Genomic DNA, 21663 nt, shown 5'->3' with positions numbered 1-21663 from the left:
TGGACCGTGGGATTTAATCCCTCGGTCCAGATTTTTTGATGTTAACCCAGTTTATGTATATTGTTGTCACCTGCAATTTTATCGTGTCTAGGAAAAAATCTAATCAGATCACTCCACCAATCTCCACCAGAGATGCGGTGAAGTTCTGAAGGAGAAAGCTCTGTGAATGCAGTGAGAGAAGTTCGATGCTTGGTCATATAAGGACCTCCTTTATATAAGTTTTAATTTATTATACACAAAATATGGCGATTTTTGACATTCAAATCCTGAACAGTCATTTAACTTTCCTAAATGGTTAATCATGGTTGGATAAAATTTTATCCTTGTAGTAATCAAAGTAAGTCTTCTTGGCAATGATACTTGTGACTCGACCCTGGAGACCGTACTGGATGACGTCGCTATGCTTGTCGGATAGTTGAGCCAAGGCAGTAACTTTGAAAAGATTCCCCTCCTCAGTTTTAGTAGCAGTTTTATCGATAGACTTAATTTTTCCAACAACAGTGATGCTTTGGTTGCCAACTTTTTCTAAGCTCAGGCGTACGTCTTGTTTTTCTTTGAGTAAGGCGACATGTTCTGAAGTCACGTAGTAAGTAATGAGGAATTCTTTGGTTTGATTGATATTGGGGTAAATCTGAGCGATTTCACTACCGCTTGGAATCAAAGACTTTCCTTCAAACTCACTATTGAGATGGATTACCCCTGTTTCAGGAGCTGTAATGGTATTGTTTTCTAGTCGGACGGATGCTTGCTCTAGCTGTGCCACTAGCTCTGTGATTTGCGTTTCAAGGGTGGTCAGCTGCTGAGAGGCCGATTGTAAAAACTGTGTTCTTAGGACCTCAACCTTTGTTACAAAGCTGTTATCATAGGTTGCAACAGAGCCAGTTCCAGCTCGTTGGATGTTCAGACTAGCTATGGATGATTCTAGCCCTGAGATACTTTGGTTGATTTGAGAAAGGTATTGATCAGTTAATCCTGTCTGGGAGTCTTGTTGGGATTGGGCTAAGAAATTGTTTAAGGTGGCTTGGTGTGGATTGTCAGCTGATAAACTGGTCTGTCTATTGGTAATGGCTTGACGAAGCTCCTCGTATTCTGCTATTTGGTGATAGATTTGATTGATTTGCGTGTCAATCGCAGCAATGGTATTACCTGCTAGGGCGGCCTGGTTACTCACCTCTGCATTGGTTTTGGAAATTCCTAGTTCGATGTCCTGTGACTGGGTGATAAAGTTGTTAAAAGTATTGATATAGCCAAATTCGTCCTCCCCTGTAAAGAGGTTCGTTCCCTGTGACAGGCTTTCTTTGAGGGTTTCAAGTCCAGTTTTCTGTCTATTTAGAGTGGCTAGCTGGGTTTCAAGGGCTTGTTTTTGGGAACTCTCCATAGTTTCAGCGTATTGGATGATGAGCTCATTCTTTTTAACCAGCTTGTTATTGGCTAGATTATTGGTTGTGATAGGGTTATTGCTGGTGGATTGGATGGAAGCGATGATTGTCGTCGGAGTAATTTCACCTCTTGATGTGACGGTAACCTCCTTTTGGGCAAAAAGGGAGAAGGTTAGAAGAAAGCCGACTAATAATATCAAGGGGACAATTAAGTGTGTCGCAAAATTATGGTAGCGCCGCTGGTAAAATTCAGCACTTTTGAACAAATTAGGGTTCATGCTTAGTCTCCTTACTTGCTAAATAGATGATGGTAGAAACCTTGTTTGGTCATCAATTCGTGATGTGAACCAGTCTCAATGACCTTCCCTTGGTCAAGAACGATAACTTGGTTGGTTCGCTCAGAAATACTGAGGCGGTGTGCGACAAAGATAATGGTCTTGTCTGCCATGGCCATTAAATTATCAATGACCTTTTTCTCCGTTAGCACATCAAGGCCACTAGTGGCTTCATCAAGAATAAGAACAGGGGCTTTAGTCAGTAGAGCCCTAGCCAAAGCAATCCGTTGCTTTTGACCACCCGATAAGCCAGCTCCGTCAGACAATTCTGTTTGATAGCCCATAGGCATCTGCTCGATGTCTTGTCGAATTTCAGCGATCTCACAAGCTCTGATAATATCTTCCTGACTAATCAGTTGATTGGCCCCTAGAGTCAAGTTTTCTAAGATTGAACCACTGAAGATATAAGCTTGTTGTGGGAGGTAGTTAATGTGTTGCCGAAGCGTCTTTTTATCAATTAGTTTAAGGTCATTGTTGTTGATGGTGATTCGACCCTTGTAAGGCTCAAAGAAATTGACAATCATCTTGGCCAAGGTTGTCTTTCCTGAGCCGCTAATTCCCACTAGACTGACCTTATCGCCTTGTTTGATGGTCAGATTGATATCCGATAGGGTGTCACGTCCGAAACCGTACTTATAGGAAAGGTCTTCAAAGCGAATATCGCCAGTCAGGAACTGTGAATCTGTTAAGGTCTGACTGTTACTGAATTCAGATTCAACCAGGTAGACTTCATTCAGGCGATTGTTAGCCACCTTGGCAGACTGGAGCTTGGTTTGAAGGTTTATAATATTTTCCAAAGGATTGGTAAAATAAGATAGAAGGGTGTTGAAGGTGATCAGTTGTCCAACTGAAATGTGTCCGTTCATGACTAGCTGGGCCCCAAACCACAAGATGACAATATTTAGAATGAGCTGAGCTCCCTGTTTAAGGGTAGTTTGCAGGATAGAGTATTTACTGAGTTTGAAGGATTTGTCCAGGTAATCTACGAACTCGCTATCAATCTTTTGGTAGCGGCTTTCTTCGCTGGTCAAGGATTTGATGGTTTCAATGCCGTTGATGTCTTCGATAATGGCAGAGCTGACCATGGAATTGCTCTGCATAACATCGTTATTCATCTTCTCAAACGGCTTCATAAAAGTAAAAATAATGATGATGTAAATGGGAACTGAAATTAAGGAGAGCAGGAAGAGGTTGGTGTTTTGTACCAAAAGCACACCACCGACGATGGTCAAAATAGAGACATCAAGGAAGAGTGACAAAATGGTCGATGCCAGGGCATCAATGATTGAATTGGCATCTGTAAAGCGAGAGATAACCTCACCAGTCCGCCGCGTCGCAAAGAAGGACATGGGCAGCTCAAAGATATGACGGATATAGGAAAGAATCACATCAATACTTAGCCGCTGGCTGAGCACAGTCAAAAGGTAATCTCGTGAGAAACTCATCATCTGCTGGAGGATGTAGGTGATAATCAGGCCGATGGAGATAATCCCCAAGGTTGACTTCATTTGATTAGGAATGTATTCATCTAAAATCCCTTGCAGGTAGTAAGAACCACCAATATTGATAAGCGTCACCAAAAGGCTAGCCAAGACGATATAAAAGATAAGCGAGCGTTGCCTGAAAACAAGAGGGAGAAAGCTCATCAGGCCGTTCTTTTTATCTTTGTGAGGCTTATAGCTGGGTTCTGGAGCCAGAAAGATAGCGACGCCTGTCCATTCAGAAGCAAACCGCTCCTTGGTCATCTTGGTGACTTTGACCGTAGGGTCAGGATCACCAATGATGAGGTGGTCTTTTTTGTTGTGATAGACCACATAGTAGTGTTGCAGTTTGCCTTCTTTATTGACGTGAACGATGAAGGGATAGGGAACGTCATCCATATCAAAGAGGCTCATGTCAGCCTGGATGGCTCTAGTTTCAAAGCCCATCTCTTTGGCTGCTTTGACGATACCAAGAGCGGTCGTTCCTTCCTTATTGGTTTTGGCCAATTCTCTCAAATGAGCTAGGGAATAATCAGAACCGTAAAACTTGGCAATAGAGGCTAAAGCAGCCACACCACAGTCTCTGGCATCGATTTGAGGAACAAAAGTTCGTTTGTAAGCAGTCATTTATCAAATCCTTTCTTGTTAGTGACAAGACTATTATGACAAAAAAATCACAGAAAAAAATATCCAAATCTTAAATGGTCATCGAAACGTCCTGAATGGTAAAAAGATATTTCGGCTCTTCCTAAACAATACATACCTGAACGGTCGCTTTCCCTTCTTGAATGGTAAAATTTTCCCATTTAGGAAAGTTAAATGACTGTTCAGGAAATGGGGAAATTATTTTTTGAAGAAGTGCTATAATTTACTTGTCAAGGTTGCAACAAGACGAAAAAAATTAATATTATACTGGAGGTATTCGATATGAATACGAAAACAATGGAACAATTTAACCAAATAAACACAGAAGTTCTTGAGAATATTGAGGGAGGTGTACCGTATGGTTGGTATTCCCCATTTAGCTCTATAAGTGACAATATCATTTGTAGAAATGGTTATCGCTACACAATGGCAAATATGAGAAATGGAAATTGCAGGGTAGATTGGTCTAACGTTGTTGGAAATGTTGCTAACAATATGGCTGCAGCTTGGGGAGATCTTCATAATCCACTGCCATAATGGAGGTAGGTAATGATATGGAAAATGTAATTGTAGATGTAAAAAGCCTAATTACTGAAATGGACAAACAGTTCCTAAAAATGAAGAAAAAAGGCACTATAGATGAAGTACGATTTGCAGAATATATACGAGAAACCCTCAGTAAACTTGAGGCAAGTTCTAATGTAGATAACAAGCTACTAATAACCTTAGAAAAGTTTTATCAACATTGTAGTTTGTTAATCGGATTGAGTTCGCTTGAACTAGACGAACCGACGAGACTAGCTTGGCGACAATATGACCAGTATCATTATGCAACAATCAAACCGCAACTCAAAGTATATGGTCCAACTGTTATACTTTGAGAGAACTCGACTGGTTGAAAAAAGAGCTCCCCTCACTTCCCAACATGTAGGTTCGGTTTTCTATGGTTACTTTCTTATTTTTAGGTGACCAGCTGAAACACTTCGCTACCTTATTTTTAGGCTCGGGTACGAATAGTCCACTGGACTGTTAAACCTAGTGGCCCGCCACCATTCTGTTATAACTATGGTTCAGCGTATCCAGCACCAGTTTTACCATGTCATTAAGAGGAGTAGATAATATGGAAAATTTTAATAATATTAATTTAGATGATTTGGAAGTAATTTTGGGTGGAAACGGATATGGTTCAACACTTCATCCGAAAAATTGGTGGGCTTGGTTTGAAGAAAGCTTGAAAAATCCTGGTAAGGGAGGAACTGGTCCTGTGTGTGACTATTATACCCCTGCTTATCCGGGTAAAGTTTTACCTCAGTGTTAGAGAGATAATTATTTAGTAAATGGTAGGAAGTTTTTATGGTAAAGAGAATAAAATATTTAGTAATTGCTTTGATTTTCCCAATCATTTTTGGAATAGCAAGATTTGTTGTTAATCAGGGAGATTACAAATATCGCGAAATGCTAGTAGTTATAGTATGCCTGATATTTCTAATTGGAGCTATTAAGTATGCCCAGAGAGTGAATCTGATTGTGGTTCGCTTTCTAACAAAAAAAGAATGCATTCAGTTATTGCTATTATTATTATTGGATATTCTCTTTGTTTATATCTATGCAAGTATCTTTCATGTCTCTTCAAGAGCTTCCACTGCTTTTTCAGAGCAAAGAGTTACTGGTTACAGTATTTCATATATTTTATCAGTGTCAATTTTTGGTCCTATTGAAGAAGAGCTTATCTTTAGAGGTTTTATTCAAAATGGAGTATTCCAAAATTCAGTATTAGGACTAATCTTAACTTCCTGCTTATTTGCTTTTGTTCACGGTCCAGTAAACATGATTTCTTTCCTATTTTATGCAATCTCCGGAATAATTTATGGTATTTCCTATAAAGTAAGTGATAATTTATCTTTGCCAATTTTAAGTCATATTGGCTACAATAGCTTTGTTATACTAGTCTCTCTCTTGTAAATATTTTCAATTTTTACCAATGTGATTGAGGAGAGTTTTCAAAGATAAGGATTACGGTAGATTATTTGTGAGGAAAGGTAAGTATGATTGTATGAATCGATTTCTTAAATGTGTCCTTTACGGAGGCTCAGAGTTTTATCTGAATATCTATCTATTAGATAAGTATGGCTTATACAGTTGGGTATACTGGTTGAGTTTTGTTTTATCACTGTTGCTAATGTATTGGTAGATCAGCTTTTCTGGTCCAGTAAAACTTGATGTTTCTAATATTGTTTGTTGTCACACTAATATAAATTATTGGTGTGACTTTTGATTTGGTTTACCAATATCAATAAGTAACGATAAATTTTACCCATTTAGGAAAGTTAAATGACTGTTCAGGAAATGGGGAAATTATTTTTGAAGAAGTGCTATACTTAATTTGTCAAGGTTGCAACCCGTCAAAAAATTTGTATCTGGAGGTGGACAATGTTAAAGAGTAAAATTTACTATATTGCAAATATTCTTTACGGAATATTAATTTTTTCCATTGGTTTAGAATCAAAGGTAGTTATTTTTACTAGTTTAATGTCAATAGTTCTAGTAGTTTTTTCGATAATAGGACTTATAAAATCAAAACAAAAGGAGTAGATATGTTAGAATTAAATGTCGAAAAATTAGAGACGATTTCTGGAGGCGGAAATGTGAATGACTGTGTGAATGGTATTCTTGCCTCTGCTGGGGTCTTGGCAATTGCTGCTACAGGCCCTACAGGGTGGTTAGCACTTGCTGCTCTTGGTGGCGCAGCTGGTACCGCTGGTTTTGCCACTGGATGGTCATGTACTGCACTTTATTACAATGGAGACTAGGAGGAACAATGATGATAGCAGAAATTAAAGATGATATTTTAGAAAAAGTTTCAGGTGGAGGAAATGTATCAGATTGTTTTCTGTCCGCAAGTGGTGCACTAGGCACAATTGCTGGAGCTGGAGCAGTAACAGGTCCTATTGGTTGGGGTGTTGCTTTAGTGTCAGCAGCTGGTTTTGGATTTCTAACAGGATATAATTGTACTAAGTTATACTTTGAAGGAGATTAAATTTGGACAATAATGAAAATTTTTTAGATAGCTAAAAGATATTCATTATTGACAAATAACTATACTTCAGATACAGGTGTGATTTTAAAGACTGGGCAAAAATGTCCAGTCTTTTTTGTAGTACGACGGGCATGTCGTACATCTGAGGTGAAAGTCCTCTGCGGGCACCCGCTACCGGTGAACCCTATAGCGACTCCCAAGCCTGACTATCGTGAGGTAGCGGGGAGAGGAAGGGATAGCGAAATCGTGGCGCTACGAACAGAAACGTGATACAAAGGCGTATATAGCGGATAAGGTGGCTACAAGCACCAAAGTCCAAAAAAGGTAGTCGTAACCTATATGCGTAAATCACGAGTGTAATTGAATTCGGACTAAGGTCAGTGTGAAAAAGATAATTCCTCCTAGAGTCACTGGACTCTTCGTCAGAATTCCTATTTTCACTTAGACCTTTTACGTCCTCATATCTTGTCTAAACGAGGAAAGATGTACGACTTATCCCGTGAGGTCTCATGAGCGTCAATAAGACGTAGTAACAACGAATCATGAGAAGTCAGCCGAGGTCATAGTAGCGATGAAATTTCTGTAATGGAAACGGAGCGAAGGGCTGAATATTTCAACAGTCAGGGGAGTGACTGTTGAAAGTTTGACATTGAAAATAAAGGCTGTCAAACCGAAGTATACCTACTTCGATTGTGTCTGTAAAGAATGGTCTGATAGAACTGGAGATGGTCACGTATTGACTGGAAGAAAGCTCATCAATATAAGATATCCTACAGACACCGAAACAAGAAAGGAGTACGCACATGTCACAGTTATTAGATAATATCCTATCACGTTCAAATATGTTGGATGCTTACAATCAAGTTAGAGCCAATAAAGGTTCAGCAGGAATTGACGGCGTAACTATTGACGAAATAGATGACTATCTCCGCAAACACTGGCGTTCAACTAAAGAACTCATAAAGCAGAGAAAGTACAAACCACAGCCCGTTTTACGAGTTGAAATTCCCAAGCCTAACGGCGGAGTTCGCCAGCTAGGCATTCCAACGGTCATGGATAGAATGATACAACAAGCCATTGTCCAAGTCATTAGTCCTATCTGTGAACCCTATTTCTCTGATAAGAGCTACGGATTCAGACCCAATCGGTCCTGCGAACATGCCGTTATCCAGTTATTAGAATACCTTAATGACGGCTATGAGTGGATAGTAGACATAGACCTTGAGAAGTTCTTCGATACCGTTCCTCAAGATAGACTGATGTCACTTGTTCATAACATTATCCAAGATGGAGATACAGAATCTTTAATTCGTAAGTACCTTCATTCAGGTGTAGTCATCAACGGACAACGGTATAAAACACTAGTTGGAACTCCACAGGGAGGAAACCTATCACCGCTCCTGTCCAATATCATGCTTAATGAGCTAGATAAAGAGTTGGAAAATCGTGGACTTCGCTTCGTTCGCTACGCAGATGACTGCGTCATCACAGTCGGTAGTGAGGCGGCGGCTAAACGTGTGATGCATTCAATTAGTCGTTATATTGAAAAACGATTAGGTTTGAAAGTCAACATGACCAAGACCAAGATTGTGAGACCGAGCAAATTAAAGTACCTAGGATTTGGGTTCTGGAAATCATCTGAGGGCTGGAAAAGTCGTCCGCATCAGGATAGCGTACAGAGTTTCAAGAGAAAACTCAAGAAACTAACGGCCCGTAAGTGGAGTACTGACTTAGACAGCCGAATTGAACGACTAAACTGGGTCATCCGAGGTTGGATAAACTACTTTTCTATGACGAACATGAAATCAGTCATGGAAAGCATTGATGAACGACTAAGAACTCGAATAAGAGTTATTATCTGGAAACAATGGAAGAAGAAATCTAGGCGATTATGGGGACTTCTCAAATTAGGAGTACCGAAGTGGATAGCGGATAAAGTATCTGGCTGGGGAGACCATTATCAATTAGTGGCTCAGAGGTCTGTACTGAAACGTGCCATATCAAAACCAGTCCTCGCTAAACGTGGACTGGTTTCTTGCCTAGATTATTATCTAAAACGACATGCGTTAAAAGTTAGTTGAACCGCCGTGTGCCGAACGGCACGCACGGTGGTGTGAGAGGGACTAGAAATTAGTCCCTACTCGATCGCTCAAACTTATTAAGGATTATTCATCTGTATGGTCAACTTATATAAAAGATCACTTTACCTTCTTGAGTGGTAAAATTTTCCCATTTAGGAAAGTTAAATGACTGTTCAGGAAATGGGGAAATTATTTTTTGAAGAAGTGCTATACTAAACTTGTCAAGATTGCAACCCGACAAAATATAAAATCTATATCATAAAGGAGGTATTCGAGATGAATACAAAGAAAATGGAACGATTTAACACACTTAACTCTGAGGCCCTTGCAACTGTTCAAGGTGGTGAGGGAGGATGGTTTCTCCCATTGTTACCAACTTATAGTCAAATTTTATCTAGTATTTGCGGTCTTGCAGATGGGTTGAAAGGTAGAAAGCATAAAGGAAGTTGCTAGAAAGTAGCTAGCTACAAGTAATAGATAGGAAAAGCAAAATGAGGTTACTAAAACTATGTGGTTTGATTGTGTTAACAATCTTCTTAAGTTTAGTGGTACAAATTCCAATTTATTTAGGGATTAATATGTTTAAAGGGAGTGTTGTTCTTAAAATAACGATTTTGTTAATAGCTTTCTTGCTGTTATTGGGATGCTTATCACTGGTCAAAGTCAAGTGTTTTCCTAATATCCCTGTTAAAAAATATCTCTCTTTGAGAACGACTGTAGGTTGGACGCTATTATCATTCTTGTTAATTATTGGGATTAAATCGATGTTGATAGGTTTCGGCTTGGATTTGGCTTCTGCTAACAATGACGATATCGTGCAACAATTCAATTCACCCAATATGTTGGTTATGCTAGTGGCTCTTCATTTCACAGGTCCAATTCTTGAAGAAGTTGTCTTTAGGGGGATTTTTCAAGAGAGTCTTATGAGATTAAACCCAACTCAAAAATACCTTCCTATCTTCCTCTCATCATTTCTTTTTGCTTATGCCCATACCTATGTACTATCTGCTAATTTACTGGATTATTTTATAAGCGGCCTCCTTTTTAGTGTCTTATATTGTAAACAAAGACAATTACGAGATAGCATATTTGCTCATATTTTAACAAATTCACTCATCACTGTGTCATATATTATAGCAGGACTACTGCTGAAATAATTTTAATAGCGGAGAAAAACAATGAAAACTAAACATTTTAAAACTTTGACGACATCTGACTTGCAATACATCAATGGCGGTGACAATGAATCATATGATTTTTGGTACAGAATCGGGAAAAATACTCGTAAAGCCATCAATGCAGTAGGTAAAGCTATCTGTGGAGTTGCCCCTTGGTGCTAATAAATATGAATTACCTTTAAAATTAAGAAAAAAGGAGGTATTTAATTATGAATACAAAAACAAACCCAAAATTCGATCAATTGAATCTAGATTCTCTTGCAGATATTACTGGCGGAAAGTCGAACGACTATTGTACGGGACAAATTTGGGGAAGAATATTTGCTAAAAAGGTTCTAGGCCAAAGAATTGTTCCAAGTGATTATATTTGTCGTTAGAGAGGAGTAATCAATTATGAAGTATGATAAGTTTAATTCAATCTCAGAATATCATCTTGAAAAAATTAATGGCGGTTTCGACCCTTTTAAAGGGTTGAGAGATATGTGGAATGGTTTTATAGATGGTATTGGTAGTGTTATCCGGAAACGAAAATAAAAAATGATGTTGTAGGAGGAATTCAGAACATGGGGGAGACTACTACTGGTTTTAAAAATAACCATATTTATGCTCTTGCAATCTTACTGTTATATGTATTTGGAGTGGGATTTATCAAGAGTGAGTTGTTGTTCGATCTTTCAGTCTTACTTATTGGCTGTGTAACGCTTATATTGCTGTACTATCAGGGATATGGGAAAATATTTCAGTTAGATAAAATTAGTAGAAGACCAATACTGGCTATTTGTTTAGGTTTTGTTGCCTTGACCATTTGGTCAATCATTGTGAATCGTCTCTTTCCTGTACCAGAAAATCAAAAGCTTCTCGATACTTATAGTGGAACAGGATTAGAATTATATCTCTTTTATATTTATGGAATTTTCATCGGTCCAATTAGCGAAGAACTTGTGTTTCGTGCCTTGATTATTAAAAATTTGGAACGTTTTAGAAGTATAGGCTTGGACCTCTTGGTGTCAGCAGTATTTTTCTCCCTTGCTCATACAGTTCTTCAGGGCATTAAATTATCTGATTTTGTTGTTTATTTTGGAATAGGTCTGATTTACGGTACTCTATTTAAGCGTTCGAAAACGATTTATCCTGCCCTAATCCTACATATTATTTGGAATGCTTGGCTCTTCTGGGTTTCTAGTTAGTATTATCTATAAGGTCTCTTAAAACCGCAATGTCTATTATTTTTTAGATATTGTGGTTTTTATTTGTAACGATATAATCATAATTTATAAGGGCACCTCTATAAACTCCCAAAATTGCGAATTTGGAGTTACGAAAACCTTGTTAAATCAACATTTTAAATTTTAGAAAATTAGTTTTTAGAGGTCCCCATAAAAATTTTACGAGGAGAAAAGAAATGCTCTCTGAGAAACCATTATAGAGAATATCTTGAGGGATAATTTCTGTTTGGCATGGATATTTTCCCATTCAAGACGTTTCGATAACTGTTTAGGATTTGCGTGATATTTTTCTCGTAAAAATTATAGAATAAGATTATTAATAACAGCGGTCGTTCCTTCCTTATTGGTTTTGGCCAACTCTCTCAAATGAGCTAGGGAATAATCAGAGCCATAAAACTTGGCAATAGAGGCTAAAGCAGCCACACCACAGTCTCTGGCATCGATTTGAGGAACAGAGGTTCGTTTGTAAGCTGTCATTTGTCAAATCCTTTCTTGTTAGTGACAATACTATTATGACAAAAAATCAAAGAAAAAAATGTCCAAATCTTAAATGGTCATCGAAACGTCCTGAATGGGAAAAAGATATTTCGGCTCTTCCTAAATAATACATACCTGAACGGTTATTTTATCTTCTTGAACGGTAAAATTTTCCCATATAGGAAAGTTAAATGACTGTTCAGGAAATGGGGAAATTATTTTTTGAAGAAGTGCTATACTAGACTTGTCAAGGTTGCAACCCGACAAAATATAAATCTATATCATAAAGGAGGTATTTAATTATGAATACAAAAACAATCGAACAATTCAACGTGATTAGTACTGATACTCTTGCTACTGTAGAGGGTGGTTTTTCAGATAGAGATTGCGTAAATGCGATATTTGGTACTGCAATTACAACAGCGGGAGCAGGCTTTGTGGGTGGTATGGCAACATTTGGTGTAACTTCCTTGCCGGGAGCATTTGTAGGATTTCATGTTGGAGCAATAGCTGGTGGTCTTGTATGTGTAGGTGGTAAAATTGGAAGTAAGTTTGGATAAGGAGAAGGTAATGGATCTTATTGTTTATCAAGAAATCAATGCAGAAGAGTTATGTGGGATCCTTGGAGGTGGTAACCTTGGTGCTGCAGTAGGCGGCTGTTTAGGTGGTATGTTATTGGCTTGGGCAGGGGGGCCGGTAACAGGATTGGGCTATGCAGTTGTTTGTGGTACTGCTGGATTGGCGACCTATTATTACTTTTGATGATAAATTAATCATTTACCTAATGATTAACACCCTGCCTTACGTTTTTCTGAAAAAGATTTTCCCGAATAAAAAACAGATGATGGATAGATTAATGCTAGCCTCATTATGTATAACTGCTTGGTTGTTATTATAGAACTTATAATAATTAAATATTATATTGAAGTAAGCCACTCTAAAGAAATTTACTCATCACTTGTAGGACAAACATTTTTGGGGATAAGAATTTAATAATTTGAATGGTAACCTCTTCAAGAAATTTCTAAATGGAGCTTATTCTCTCCAATTTGGTTACTTACCATTATTATTGATTTCATTCTTGTTTTTTGCGTCGAATGTTAGATATTTATATTGTCACCCAAGTTATCGTAGTTATAATTGCTATTGTTAGTACGATAATCGTTATTAGGAGTACGAGAAGGGCTAAACGAGAAATCAGTTATTCATTAAAGAGGATGCAACTTATATTTATCTTTATTACTGGAGTTATGGGGACACTAGGTATCTTTAGAGGATTGTTTGCGCTTGAATTTTATCAGAGATTTATTGGTTACTTATAAGCAATAATTTGTTTAATTATCATGTCTCTATTTATATTAGGTTTGAAATACTATATTGATAAGAAATAGAGATGCCTAAGCTTATTTAACATCATAAAGCTAATCGCAAGCAAAATTAATAGAAGGAGCGGAGATAAAAATCCGTTCCTTTTCAACTAAGAATAACATTAAGACACTTTAAAAAAACATTCAGGACGTTTCGATGACTGTTTAGGATTTGCGCGATATTTTTCTCGTAAAAATTATAGAATAAGATTATCAATAACAAAGGAGTTTCATCATGAAGAAAACACTATTCAAATCACTACTTTTAAGTACAGCGGCTTTGGCGGTTTTGGTTACTAGTTCTGTTTTGGCTGACAGTTCTGAAACTAATGCATTAGAAGCACAGAGTCCTTCTCTATTGGCAGAACAGCCATCTAGCCAAACAACACCTGATCAGACAGGTGAAGCTACAACCGGTGAGGAACTTGCAGAAGTGACCAGCGAGGAGTATGCGACAAATGTCGCTGATTTTAAGAAGGTAACTATTGACGATGTTCATGCAGCTTTTACGGCTGACGGTTTGGAACACACCTTGTATTTCGGTCGTGGAACCTGTTACTATTGCCGTCAATTTTCACCAGACTTGAAGGAGTTTAATCAGCTGATTGCTGGTCAGTTGGAGTATTACGATACAGATAGTGCAGATGATGAGGCTAAAGAGTTCTTGTTCAAAACAGTCGGTATCCCTGGAACGCCAACCATTCTCTACCTTAAAAATGGTCAGCCTGTTTCTGGATGGGTCGGTGGAGGAGTTAATGCTCAGCAACTTTACGACTACCTCTATCTTGGAAAATCACCTGAACAACCTGCAGAAGAGCTTGGGAATGGTGAACAGAATACAACCGATCAAGAGGAAGAGACACAGTCAGGCACTACTTTAGATAATCAAGCTAACATTGAGGAAATTTCGAATCAAGAGTTGTCCGAAACCGTCTCTTCCTCTGATAAAACCAAGGCTGATTCTTCAGAACAATCCAAAGAGGTTACAGATAAATCTATAGAAAATGTCAGTACCAAAGATGAGAGTCTCAAAGTTGATGTTAAACAGCAAGAAAATCAACAAGAAACCTTGATTAAGCCAGTAAGCTCCACATCACAGGTCACACCACTAGCAAGTCGTGTTACTGGAGTTGCTGGAGCCACAACTTTGCCTAGAACTGGAGAAGTCAATTCGATTAATCTTGTGCGTTTCGGTCTAGCCTTCTTGCTAGCTTCGGGATTCACAGGCATCAGTCGTTTGAGAACAAAGCAGGAGGGTTAGATAATGCAACGTTTTAAAAATATACTGAAGTTTATTGGGCTAATCTTTCTTACCTTAAGTGTCAATATCTTTCCAATGAGATTGATTGCTACTCAGGAGACAACGCCAACTTATATGCAGTGGCTTGCTAGTCTAGGTTATTTAGTGGTTACTGGTATCGTCCTTGTTCTTGTTTGGAAAAAATATAAAAACAAGGATGAAAAGGAAAAATTACCCTTTAGCTGGAAAGACTTTGGAATTGCTCTTCTCTTTTATCTTGCTACTCGTCTAGTAGCCATTGGTGGGACCTTTTTAATTCAAATGGTCACGGGTAATGCAACATCAGCAAATGATGCAGCCTTGATGGCAACCAATGAGCAGCTTAGCCGGATGTTCCCTTTATACTTTGTAGCCTTTCATCTTGCAATTGGTATCTTTGCTCCTATCTTGGAAGAACTTGTGTTCAGAGGATTCTTTGGTCGTTATTTTTTCAAAAACAACCGTAAGTGGTTGAAATTGACTGTGAGCTCTTCCATTTTTGCATTGTTACATATATTCTATCCAATCGAGTTTATTGTGTATTTCCTGTTAGGAGCAATTTTTTACTTGGCATACGCTCGTCGTGAAAACATTGTCGATTCGATTGTTGTGCATCTACTGAATAACGGATTACTGGTTATTGTATCTGTTGTTAATTATCTTATTCTAATGCTTGGTTAATAATAATTTTATAGAAGGAGGCATATTAGATGCTTAAAGAACTAGATCTCTCTCAACTGTCCCATATTTCAGGCGGAAGCCTTCGACCACCACTATATGGAATCGGAACAATTAAACCAATTAAATATCCGAAGCCGATTCCTATACCAAAGCCCATTTTACCACCAGCTGAAATCATGTAAGGTTATTACAATCTAGGCGATAGAGCAGTTTGCTTTATCGCTTTTTTATATGTACGACGGGCATGTCGTACATCTGAGGTGAAAGTCCTCCGTGGACACCCGCTACCGGTGAACCCCAAAGCGACTCCCAAGCCTGACTATCGTGAGGTAGCGGATTAAAACGGTCTGGGGAGAGACTGTTTTAAGTCTGACGCTAGAAACCAAGACCGTCAGAGGAAGGGATAGCGAAATCGTGGCTCTACGAACAGAAACGTGATAACAAGGCATATATAGGGGATGAGGGGGCATATAAGTCTAAAGTCCAAAAAAGGTAGTCGTAACCTATAGACGTAAATCACGAGAGTAAACGAGGAAAGATGTACGACTTATCCCGTGAGGTCTCATGAGCGTCAAAGACGTAGTAACAACGAATCATGAGAAGTCAGCCGAGGCCATAGTAGCGATGAAACTTCTGTAATAGAGGTGGAGCGAAGGGCTGAACAATTAACCGAAGTATTGGTTGTTAGATGTAGTTTACAGAGAAGATAAGAACCAAACATTAGATAAACGAGCCGCCTTCAATTTGAATGCTATTCGTAAAGTTTGTCTTCATCACTTACAAATGATGACCTTCCCTAAGGAGAAATTGAGTTACCGCCGTAAACAACGCTATATTTCTGTCCATTTGGAGGATTATTTGCCACAATTATTTGGACATTGAGGATAAAGGTGGTTGTAAAAAGGTAGATACCAAGTTTAAAGCGGTTATTTCCGGGGACAAAAGGAGAGATGAAAGTTTTCATGCGTACGGCGTGTTTGAAAAGTGAAAGCGCTTGACTGAAGGAGGAAAAAATACTATAATAATAGAGAACGGACTAAGTTTTCTTAAGCTATCTCTTCATTTTTAGGAGAATATAATCAAGAAGAAAAGAATTATAACTGCTCTTATGAGTCTTGCAATTTTTTCTAGTATTATTGGAACAGCAGCTCCAGTACTTGCAGCCTCTGGTAATTGGAAATCGGTTATCCAATGGGATGCAAATGGTGTTTCTGAAACAGGTACTGTAAACCGTTCAGACTCAACGACCTTTACTTTAAAAGTAATGCGGGCAAATGGGGATACTATTGGTAGCAAGACGGTTCGTATAGGAAAGAATAAAAGTGATGTTCACATATGTTGGGGTCAACCAGCATTAGATAGATATGGAGAAGTGATTACTTCTAGTACATCCTATGACCCTTGGTTTAATAGCTAAAACATTAATATGATTTATTAGCTTGTTTAAATAGAAAACGTAGTCTGTTTTATAGTTATAGCGATCTTTAAGGGGGATTCTATGATAAACCTTAGTAATATCAATAAAAAGTACAGTAAGAGAGAAATTTTTCATCAATTAGACTTTACCATAGAACAATCCGGTTTGATTTATACGGTCATTGGTGCGAGCGGTTCAGGCAAGACAACGCTTTTAAATATTATTTTTGGCTTAGATTTTGATTATGAGGGCGACTATTTTTTATTTGAACGAAATGTCCGAGAGTTAAAGCAAAAAGACTGGCAAACCATAAGAAATAGGGATTTACAGCTAGTTTTTCAAGATTACAAACTCACGGAGGGTTTGAGTGTTCTTGATAATTTAAAAAATGCAGGCGATTTTGATGATGCGGCTATAACAGAAGTATTAAAAAAATTAGATATTTTAGAATTCGCTGATCAGCGTGTAGCAGACTTAAGTGGTGGGCAAAAGCAACGTGTTGCGATTGCGCGAGCGATGCTGTTTAAACCTAAAATATTACTGTTAGATGAACCAACCAGTGGCTTGGATACTGAGACGACAGAAAAATTGCTGGAATATCTAACAGCGATAAAACATACAGGGGTTACAGTTTTGATTATTAGTCATGATCGCCTGATTATTGACTACTCGGACATTGTCTTAGAGATTAAAGAAAAAAATTTAAAGGTTCGCCGTGAGGTGGGAAAAACTGAGCCGGAAATTGCTCTTTTCCACCAGCCTACAGAGATCCAGTCTACAGAGATAAAAAAGAAAAAGTTGGGGCGCTATATTTTATCAGCCCTGCGAGCTAATAAGTTTGAATTGTTATTGCTTGCTGTCCCGATAATGCTTATTTTTTCTTTGTTTATTTTAGGCTTTTCTTTTTATTACAGTACAGTCGTTGGTACTTACAATCGCATGTTTTCAGGTGTCTCTGATAGGCTCATCATGATTGATACGCAAGAGCTTAAAAATGATGTCACAGTCCAAAATCGTGAGAACAATATTTCTTCGAGTTTAGATGGCCAGCGGATTTATTTTTCTCAGGCAGATTATGAACAGGTACGCCAAATTAAAGGTGTTGAAGATGTCGCTTTAACCTTAGGGCGTCAAATGGCATTGTCGGATAAAGACGGCTATGAAATTGATTTGACTTATGAAGTAGAAGAGTTGCCAGACTTTTTAAAAAAGGATATTGGCTTTTTAAACCAAGATACTAAGTTGACTTTTAAATTTTTAGGATTGAGTAGTCCGAAAGCTTTTGCTAAAGATTACAATACCCAAAATATCACTTTACTTACGGGAGAATTTCCACAAAATCAAAGTTTAGAAGTCGTTTTACCTGATATTTTTGCGCAGATTTACTTTGGAAGTGATGATTTTGATCAGTTTATAGGGCATTCGGTCAATTTAACTACATTTAAATATGGAGAATCTACGAATTTGGTTGAGAGAAGCTACCAAGTGTCGGGGATTTATCGAACTAACTATCAAGATACACTTCAGCCAACTTACGCTATCTATTTGGGCTGGGATGGCCAAGGGATTTTGGATGAAGAGACAGATATTGCACAAATGTATGAAGAGGATAAAATCGCATTTATTGGTTCGTCAAAAGAAAATGCAGCCTATCTCTCAAATATATTTGATACGCTTGATAGCTATAAAACAGCTGTTGGATTGGGCTACACGACCCTACTTGTTAAAGCGCAATCGCCGAAAGATGTTGAGACGATTTCTCAAAATTTAGACCAACTCTTTCCAAAATATCGACTGACCAGTCAGTTAAGTTGGAAAACAGGGGAGTATGCTAAGATTTATCAGTATGAGACCAAGAAAATGCTGAGCATCACATGTATTATCTCACTCACTTTAGGTTTAGTAATTACTTTTTTGAACAAAGGTTATTTTAGAAAAAGAAATCGGGAACTGGCTGTTTTGTATAGCCTAGGGTATAGTAGGGGACAACTTGCTTGGCTGATTTTATGTGAAAATCTTATTGTCTTTCTTACTTGTCTAGGTTTAGCTTACGGTTTAGATAAACTCATTTACAAATTTTATCTACGGCAGATACCCTATTTTTCAGGTTTGAGTGTGATGTTTACCCTTCAAGTGGTACGATTAGTCACCATGCTTATCCTATTGATCACTTTAATTTCTGTTATTTGGAATATGCGAGGTGTGAAATTAGGGAATTTAAAAAAATCTTTGAATAGCATTTGATTGTAAGAGGCTCATTGTCAACTGTATTGAGTTGACTTATAAATAAGCATGAGAGGAGATGGGTGTCGTCTTCTCTTTTGTGCTATTCAAAGTGAAGTAGATGTTTTTTTAAGAAACGAGAATCTGAGGAAATTGAATCTTTTGGAATCTAATTAAACATGTATGAGAAATTTAATTGTAATTTTAGAAATAGAACAATTGCTATAGAAATTATTTGGAAATTTTGCTTAGTTATTGCATGTAGGACATATCAAAATAAATAAGATAATGAAGCTGGGTGTTCAATCCTGGCATTTTTATTTATTCAGAAGATCTCAAATCCCCGCTTGGTTGGTACTAAGCACTGGCCTGACAAAGAAGGACATCGCTATATTGTCTTTCTTTATAAGGCTACGGAGTTTTCAGGAACTATCCACTCAACTGAAGAGGGAGAAGTTCGATGGGTTAAGAAAACTGAACTGAGTCAATTGGAATTAGCCTATGATTTGCTTGAAATCGTAAAAGTCATGGATGACCCAACCTTATCTGAATTCTTTTACACCAAGAAGGACCAAACTGGGGAATGGGACCGGAATTTTAGGTGAGGGTTATGAACCGCTTCAACAATGTTTTCGAAACTTGAATTTTGAAGAGTATAAAAACAGATTGAGTTTTCCTTGTGATACCCAATCTGTTTTTGTTTTTTTTTGAGGAGATGAATTAAAGGCGTTTTTGACGTTCCTTTTCCAAGTAATGATATTTGTAAATTGCAAAGTGTTCAATAAGACGGTAACCAAATCCGCCGAGTATGATGAATATTATCATTGCAAATAATTGCGTTAAAGTGGTTTGTAAGAAAGACTTCACCACAATGAGTATGATGACAAAACCCAAAACCCACCACCAAAGTGTCTGTAAAGGAGTGTAACGCCCATCTTCATCATAAATCTTATTTGAAATATGTATACTAGAAACAGTTAGGTTCCCTAAGACAATGAGAAAATAGGACACAAACGGATTTGGAAAAAGTGAATATAGGAAAAAATTACCTAAAATTGTTAAAGTGAGTAACCATAAGAAAGTTGGCACTTTTAGGATGAAGTATTTCATTCCATCACCTCCCAAAATTAGTATATCAAATAGTAAATAGGGAGACAAGTATTTATGTGTTTTTATTGGCCAGAAGTATTTTCAGAAGCTCCGCTAGTCACTTCTTCACTGGAAGTTGTAGTTGAACTTGTTTCAGTGCTTGTTCCTGTTGAGGAGGAATCAGTAGAAGCAGAGGAGACTTCTGATGTTGCTGTTGAGCTACTTGTAGCTGTTTGAGTCGTCTCATCTGCTGTTAATGTAGATGAGTCAGTTGAAGAACTACTGGTCGTTCCTTCTTGATTAGAACTTTGTGTAACAGTACTAGAAGGCATTTGTACAGTTGAGCTGCTTGTATTTGACACTGATTGAGCAGATGATTTGGAGCTAAAGGTGTAAATCGTAATGCATGCAGTGATAATCCCTAAGATGGATCCAATAAAGGTCAGAACTTTTTGTAAATGGGAAAGTCCAGCGACTCTTGTTGTGTTTTCTTTTTTTGAACGTGTATTCATGGTATACCTCCGAACCTAGTGTATGAAATGAAGTTTAAATCTAACTTAAAGAGTGGAAACAAGATGTGAAACGTGATAAAATAGGACTATTGCAAACAAAGGAATGAAAATAATGATCTATTTCGATAACGCAGCCACAACACAGACTCATCCAGAAGTTATTAAAACGTACATGGAAGTTGCAACAAAAATCTGGGGCAACCCATCCAGCCTCCACAATCTTGGCAGTCAGGCGACCCGTATTTTAGAAGCATCTCGTAGGCAAATAGCAGAGCTATTGGGGAAAGAAAGCAAGGAAATCTTTTTTACCTCAGGCGGTACAGAAGGTGATAACTGGGTCATTAAAGGTGTCGCATTTGAGAAAGCATACCTGGGTAAGCACATCATCGTTTCAGCTATCGAGCATCCAGCGGTAAAAGAGTCAGCACTTTGGCTCAAAACGCAAGGTTTTGAGGTGGATTTGGCTCCGGTCAATGCCCAAGGTTTTGTTGATGTTTCAGCCTTAGAGAGCTTGATTCGTCCAGATACCACTCTGGTTTCTGTCATGGCCGTCAACAATGAAATTGGTGCCATTCAGCCCATTCAGGAAATTTCACAACTCCTAGCTGATAAACCCACCATCTCCTTCCATGTGGACGCTGTGCAGGCTATCGGCAAGGTGCCAACGGAACAGTATCTGACAGACCGAGTTGATTTTGTTAGTTTTTCAGGTCACAAATTCCATTCTGTAAGAGGTGTAGGGTTCGTCTATATTAAAGCTGGTAAGAAAATCGCTCCGCTATTGACAGGAGGAGGACAGGAAAGCGACAAACGCTCAACTACGGAAAATGTGGCTGGTATTGCCGCTACAGCTAAGGCGCTTCGCTTGACCCTGGTCAAAGCATCAGATAGCCAAAAGCAACTAGCAGCTATGAAGCAGATTCTGGTGGATGAATTGAGTAAGTATCAAGATGTGACGGTCTTTTCTGGAATGGAAAACTTTGTACCTAGTATTTTGACCTTTGGAATTAAGAATATTCGTGGTGAGGTCATTGTTCATGCTTTTGAGGACCATCAGATTTATATTTCCACTACATCTGCCTGCTCGTCTAAGGCTGGGAAACCTGCGGGTACATTAATTGCCATGGGCGTTCCTCAGAAGTTGGCACAAACTGCTGTCCGTATCAGCTTGGATGATGACAACGATATGGGGCAAATTGAACAATTCCTCACGATTTTCAAACAAATTTATCACAATACACAGAAAGTAAGGTAGA

General features: G+C 38.1%; 27 protein-coding genes and 2 pseudogenes. 23 read left to right on the top strand and 6 right to left on the bottom strand.

The genetic code is table 11. The features are described from left to right. Positions 1 to 41 precede the first annotated feature (41 nt). From K6V43_RS00565 to K6V43_RS00555, 3 genes are all read right to left on the bottom strand, one after another. The gene (locus tag K6V43_RS00565) at positions 42 to 197 is read right to left on the bottom strand and encodes a ComC/BlpC family leader-containing pheromone/bacteriocin (RefSeq protein WP_153309303.1); all 156 of its coding nucleotides are present in this window, start codon (positions 195 to 197) and stop codon (positions 42 to 44) included. Between the two features lie 98 nt (positions 198 to 295). After that, positions 296 to 1657 (bottom strand): bacteriocin secretion accessory protein, encoded by a 1362-nt coding sequence (locus K6V43_RS00560; protein ID WP_111679175.1) that lies wholly within the window; start codon positions 1655 to 1657, stop codon positions 296 to 298. Between the two features lie 11 nt (positions 1658 to 1668). Further along, entirely contained in the window at positions 1669 to 3822 is a 2154-nt protein-coding gene (locus K6V43_RS00555; RefSeq protein WP_222381067.1) for a peptide cleavage/export ABC transporter, read from the bottom strand. 300 nt (positions 3823 to 4122) lie between these two features. Here K6V43_RS00555 and K6V43_RS00550 point away from each other — a divergent pair, with 300 nt between their 5' ends. The 13 genes from K6V43_RS00550 to K6V43_RS00490 all read left to right on the top strand — a co-directional run bounded on the left by K6V43_RS00550 (position 4123) and on the right by K6V43_RS00490 (position 11323). Beyond that, complete coding sequence (locus K6V43_RS00550; RefSeq protein WP_228381684.1) at positions 4123 to 4377, top strand: ComC/BlpC family leader-containing pheromone/bacteriocin; 255 nt, start codon at positions 4123 to 4125, stop codon at positions 4375 to 4377. A 17-nt stretch (positions 4378 to 4394) separates the two neighbouring features. After that, complete coding sequence (locus K6V43_RS00545) at positions 4395 to 4721, top strand: helicase BlpT (protein WP_172018844.1); 327 nt, start codon at positions 4395 to 4397, stop codon at positions 4719 to 4721. Between the two features lie 239 nt (positions 4722 to 4960). After that, positions 4961 to 5158: a hypothetical protein gene (locus K6V43_RS00540; protein ID WP_024404833.1), complete on the top strand. Its 198-nt coding sequence runs from the start codon at positions 4961 to 4963 to the stop codon at positions 5156 to 5158. A gap of 35 nt (positions 5159 to 5193) precedes the next feature. Beyond that, positions 5194 to 5802, top strand: coding sequence for a CPBP family intramembrane glutamic endopeptidase (locus tag K6V43_RS00535; protein ID WP_222381066.1), 609 nt, complete (start codon positions 5194 to 5196; stop codon positions 5800 to 5802). Positions 5803 to 6434: 632 nt separating this feature from the next. After that, positions 6435 to 6650 carry a hypothetical protein gene (locus tag K6V43_RS00530; protein ID WP_024404835.1) on the top strand — a complete coding sequence of 72 codons (216 nt, stop codon included), beginning with the start codon at positions 6435 to 6437 and terminating at the stop codon, positions 6648 to 6650. A gap of 8 nt (positions 6651 to 6658) precedes the next feature. Beyond that, positions 6659 to 6877, top strand: a complete 219-nt coding sequence (locus tag K6V43_RS00525) for a hypothetical protein (RefSeq protein ID WP_024404836.1) — start codon at positions 6659 to 6661, stop codon at positions 6875 to 6877. Between the two features lie 803 nt (positions 6878 to 7680). Next, positions 7681 to 8958: a group II intron reverse transcriptase/maturase gene (ltrA, locus tag K6V43_RS00520; protein ID WP_222381064.1), complete on the top strand. Its 1278-nt coding sequence runs from the start codon at positions 7681 to 7683 to the stop codon at positions 8956 to 8958. A 276-nt stretch (positions 8959 to 9234) separates the two neighbouring features. Then, complete coding sequence (locus K6V43_RS00515) at positions 9235 to 9411, top strand: ComC/BlpC family leader-containing pheromone/bacteriocin (protein ID WP_153309315.1); 177 nt, start codon at positions 9235 to 9237, stop codon at positions 9409 to 9411. Positions 9412 to 9449: 38 nt separating this feature from the next. Further along, a complete protein-coding gene (locus K6V43_RS00510; RefSeq protein ID WP_172103805.1) occupies positions 9450 to 10115 on the top strand; it encodes a CPBP family intramembrane glutamic endopeptidase in 666 nt (221 codons plus the stop codon). Positions 10116 to 10136: 21 nt separating this feature from the next. Further along, positions 10137 to 10298: a hypothetical protein gene (locus K6V43_RS00505; RefSeq protein WP_172103806.1), complete on the top strand. Its 162-nt coding sequence runs from the start codon at positions 10137 to 10139 to the stop codon at positions 10296 to 10298. A 47-nt stretch (positions 10299 to 10345) separates the two neighbouring features. Beyond that, positions 10346 to 10513, top strand: a complete 168-nt coding sequence (locus tag K6V43_RS00500; protein ID WP_172096805.1) for a hypothetical protein — start codon at positions 10346 to 10348, stop codon at positions 10511 to 10513. Between the two features lie 16 nt (positions 10514 to 10529). Continuing rightward, positions 10530 to 10670, top strand: coding sequence for a hypothetical protein (locus K6V43_RS00495; protein ID WP_172096806.1), 141 nt, complete (start codon positions 10530 to 10532; stop codon positions 10668 to 10670). 29 nt (positions 10671 to 10699) lie between these two features. Further along, positions 10700 to 11323, top strand: coding sequence for a CPBP family intramembrane glutamic endopeptidase (locus tag K6V43_RS00490; protein ID WP_172103807.1), 624 nt, complete (start codon positions 10700 to 10702; stop codon positions 11321 to 11323). Between the two features lie 360 nt (positions 11324 to 11683). Here the strand turns inward: K6V43_RS00490 and K6V43_RS00485 are convergent. Next, a pseudogene (locus K6V43_RS00485) lies at positions 11684 to 11839 on the bottom strand (cysteine peptidase family C39 domain-containing protein); the annotation flags it as partial. Between the two features lie 302 nt (positions 11840 to 12141). Here K6V43_RS00485 and K6V43_RS00480 point away from each other — a divergent pair. The 9 genes and pseudogenes from K6V43_RS00480 to K6V43_RS00440 all read left to right on the top strand — a co-directional run bounded on the left by K6V43_RS00480 (position 12142) and on the right by K6V43_RS00440 (position 19411). After that, positions 12142 to 12399, top strand: a complete 258-nt coding sequence (locus K6V43_RS00480) for a Blp family class II bacteriocin (RefSeq protein WP_172096808.1) — start codon at positions 12142 to 12144, stop codon at positions 12397 to 12399. Between the two features lie 10 nt (positions 12400 to 12409). After that, positions 12410 to 12601: a class IIb bacteriocin, lactobin A/cerein 7B family gene (locus K6V43_RS00475; protein WP_172103808.1), complete on the top strand. Its 192-nt coding sequence runs from the start codon at positions 12410 to 12412 to the stop codon at positions 12599 to 12601. An 840-nt stretch (positions 12602 to 13441) separates the two neighbouring features. Further along, positions 13442 to 14467, top strand: coding sequence for a DUF6568 family protein (locus K6V43_RS00470; RefSeq protein ID WP_172130805.1), 1026 nt, complete (start codon positions 13442 to 13444; stop codon positions 14465 to 14467). Between the two features lie 3 nt (positions 14468 to 14470). After that, the gene (locus tag K6V43_RS00465; RefSeq protein WP_172103810.1) at positions 14471 to 15166 is read left to right on the top strand and encodes a CPBP family intramembrane glutamic endopeptidase; all 696 of its coding nucleotides are present in this window, start codon (positions 14471 to 14473) and stop codon (positions 15164 to 15166) included. A gap of 29 nt (positions 15167 to 15195) precedes the next feature. After that, positions 15196 to 15348 carry a hypothetical protein gene (locus K6V43_RS00460; RefSeq protein WP_153309318.1) on the top strand — a complete coding sequence of 51 codons (153 nt, stop codon included), beginning with the start codon at positions 15196 to 15198 and terminating at the stop codon, positions 15346 to 15348. A 493-nt stretch (positions 15349 to 15841) separates the two neighbouring features. Further along, positions 15842 to 16048: pseudogene (locus K6V43_RS00455) on the top strand (ISAs1 family transposase); the annotation flags it as partial. 226 nt (positions 16049 to 16274) lie between these two features. Further along, positions 16275 to 16583, top strand: coding sequence for a hypothetical protein (locus tag K6V43_RS00450; protein ID WP_222381062.1), 309 nt, complete (start codon positions 16275 to 16277; stop codon positions 16581 to 16583). 81 nt (positions 16584 to 16664) lie between these two features. Next, entirely contained in the window at positions 16665 to 18827 is a 2163-nt protein-coding gene (locus tag K6V43_RS00445) for an ABC transporter ATP-binding protein/permease (RefSeq protein WP_222381060.1), read from the top strand. 326 nt (positions 18828 to 19153) lie between these two features. Next, a complete protein-coding gene (locus K6V43_RS00440) occupies positions 19154 to 19411 on the top strand; it encodes an NUDIX hydrolase (RefSeq protein WP_261311736.1) in 258 nt (85 codons plus the stop codon). 115 nt (positions 19412 to 19526) lie between these two features. Here K6V43_RS00440 and K6V43_RS00435 read toward each other — a convergent pair whose 3' ends face one another. Together K6V43_RS00435 and K6V43_RS00430 are read right to left on the bottom strand one after the other, a co-directional pair. After that, entirely contained in the window at positions 19527 to 19916 is a 390-nt protein-coding gene (locus K6V43_RS00435; protein WP_222381058.1) for a hypothetical protein, read from the bottom strand. Between the two features lie 62 nt (positions 19917 to 19978). Continuing rightward, a complete protein-coding gene (locus K6V43_RS00430) occupies positions 19979 to 20407 on the bottom strand; it encodes a DUF6556 family protein (protein WP_222381056.1) in 429 nt (142 codons plus the stop codon). A 112-nt stretch (positions 20408 to 20519) separates the two neighbouring features. On the opposite strand from K6V43_RS00430, the gene K6V43_RS00425 reads away from it, so the two are divergent. Next, positions 20520 to 21662: a cysteine desulfurase family protein gene (locus tag K6V43_RS00425; RefSeq protein ID WP_222381055.1), complete on the top strand. Its 1143-nt coding sequence runs from the start codon at positions 20520 to 20522 to the stop codon at positions 21660 to 21662. The last annotated feature ends 1 nt before the right edge of the window (position 21663 follow it).

Source organism: Streptococcus suis, assembly GCF_019794615.1.
Taxonomy (GTDB): Bacteria; Bacillota; Bacilli; order Lactobacillales; family Streptococcaceae; genus Streptococcus; species Streptococcus suis_AI.
Note: the sequence above shows the minus strand (reverse complement) of the source record. Positions and strands in the feature narration are given on the sequence as shown.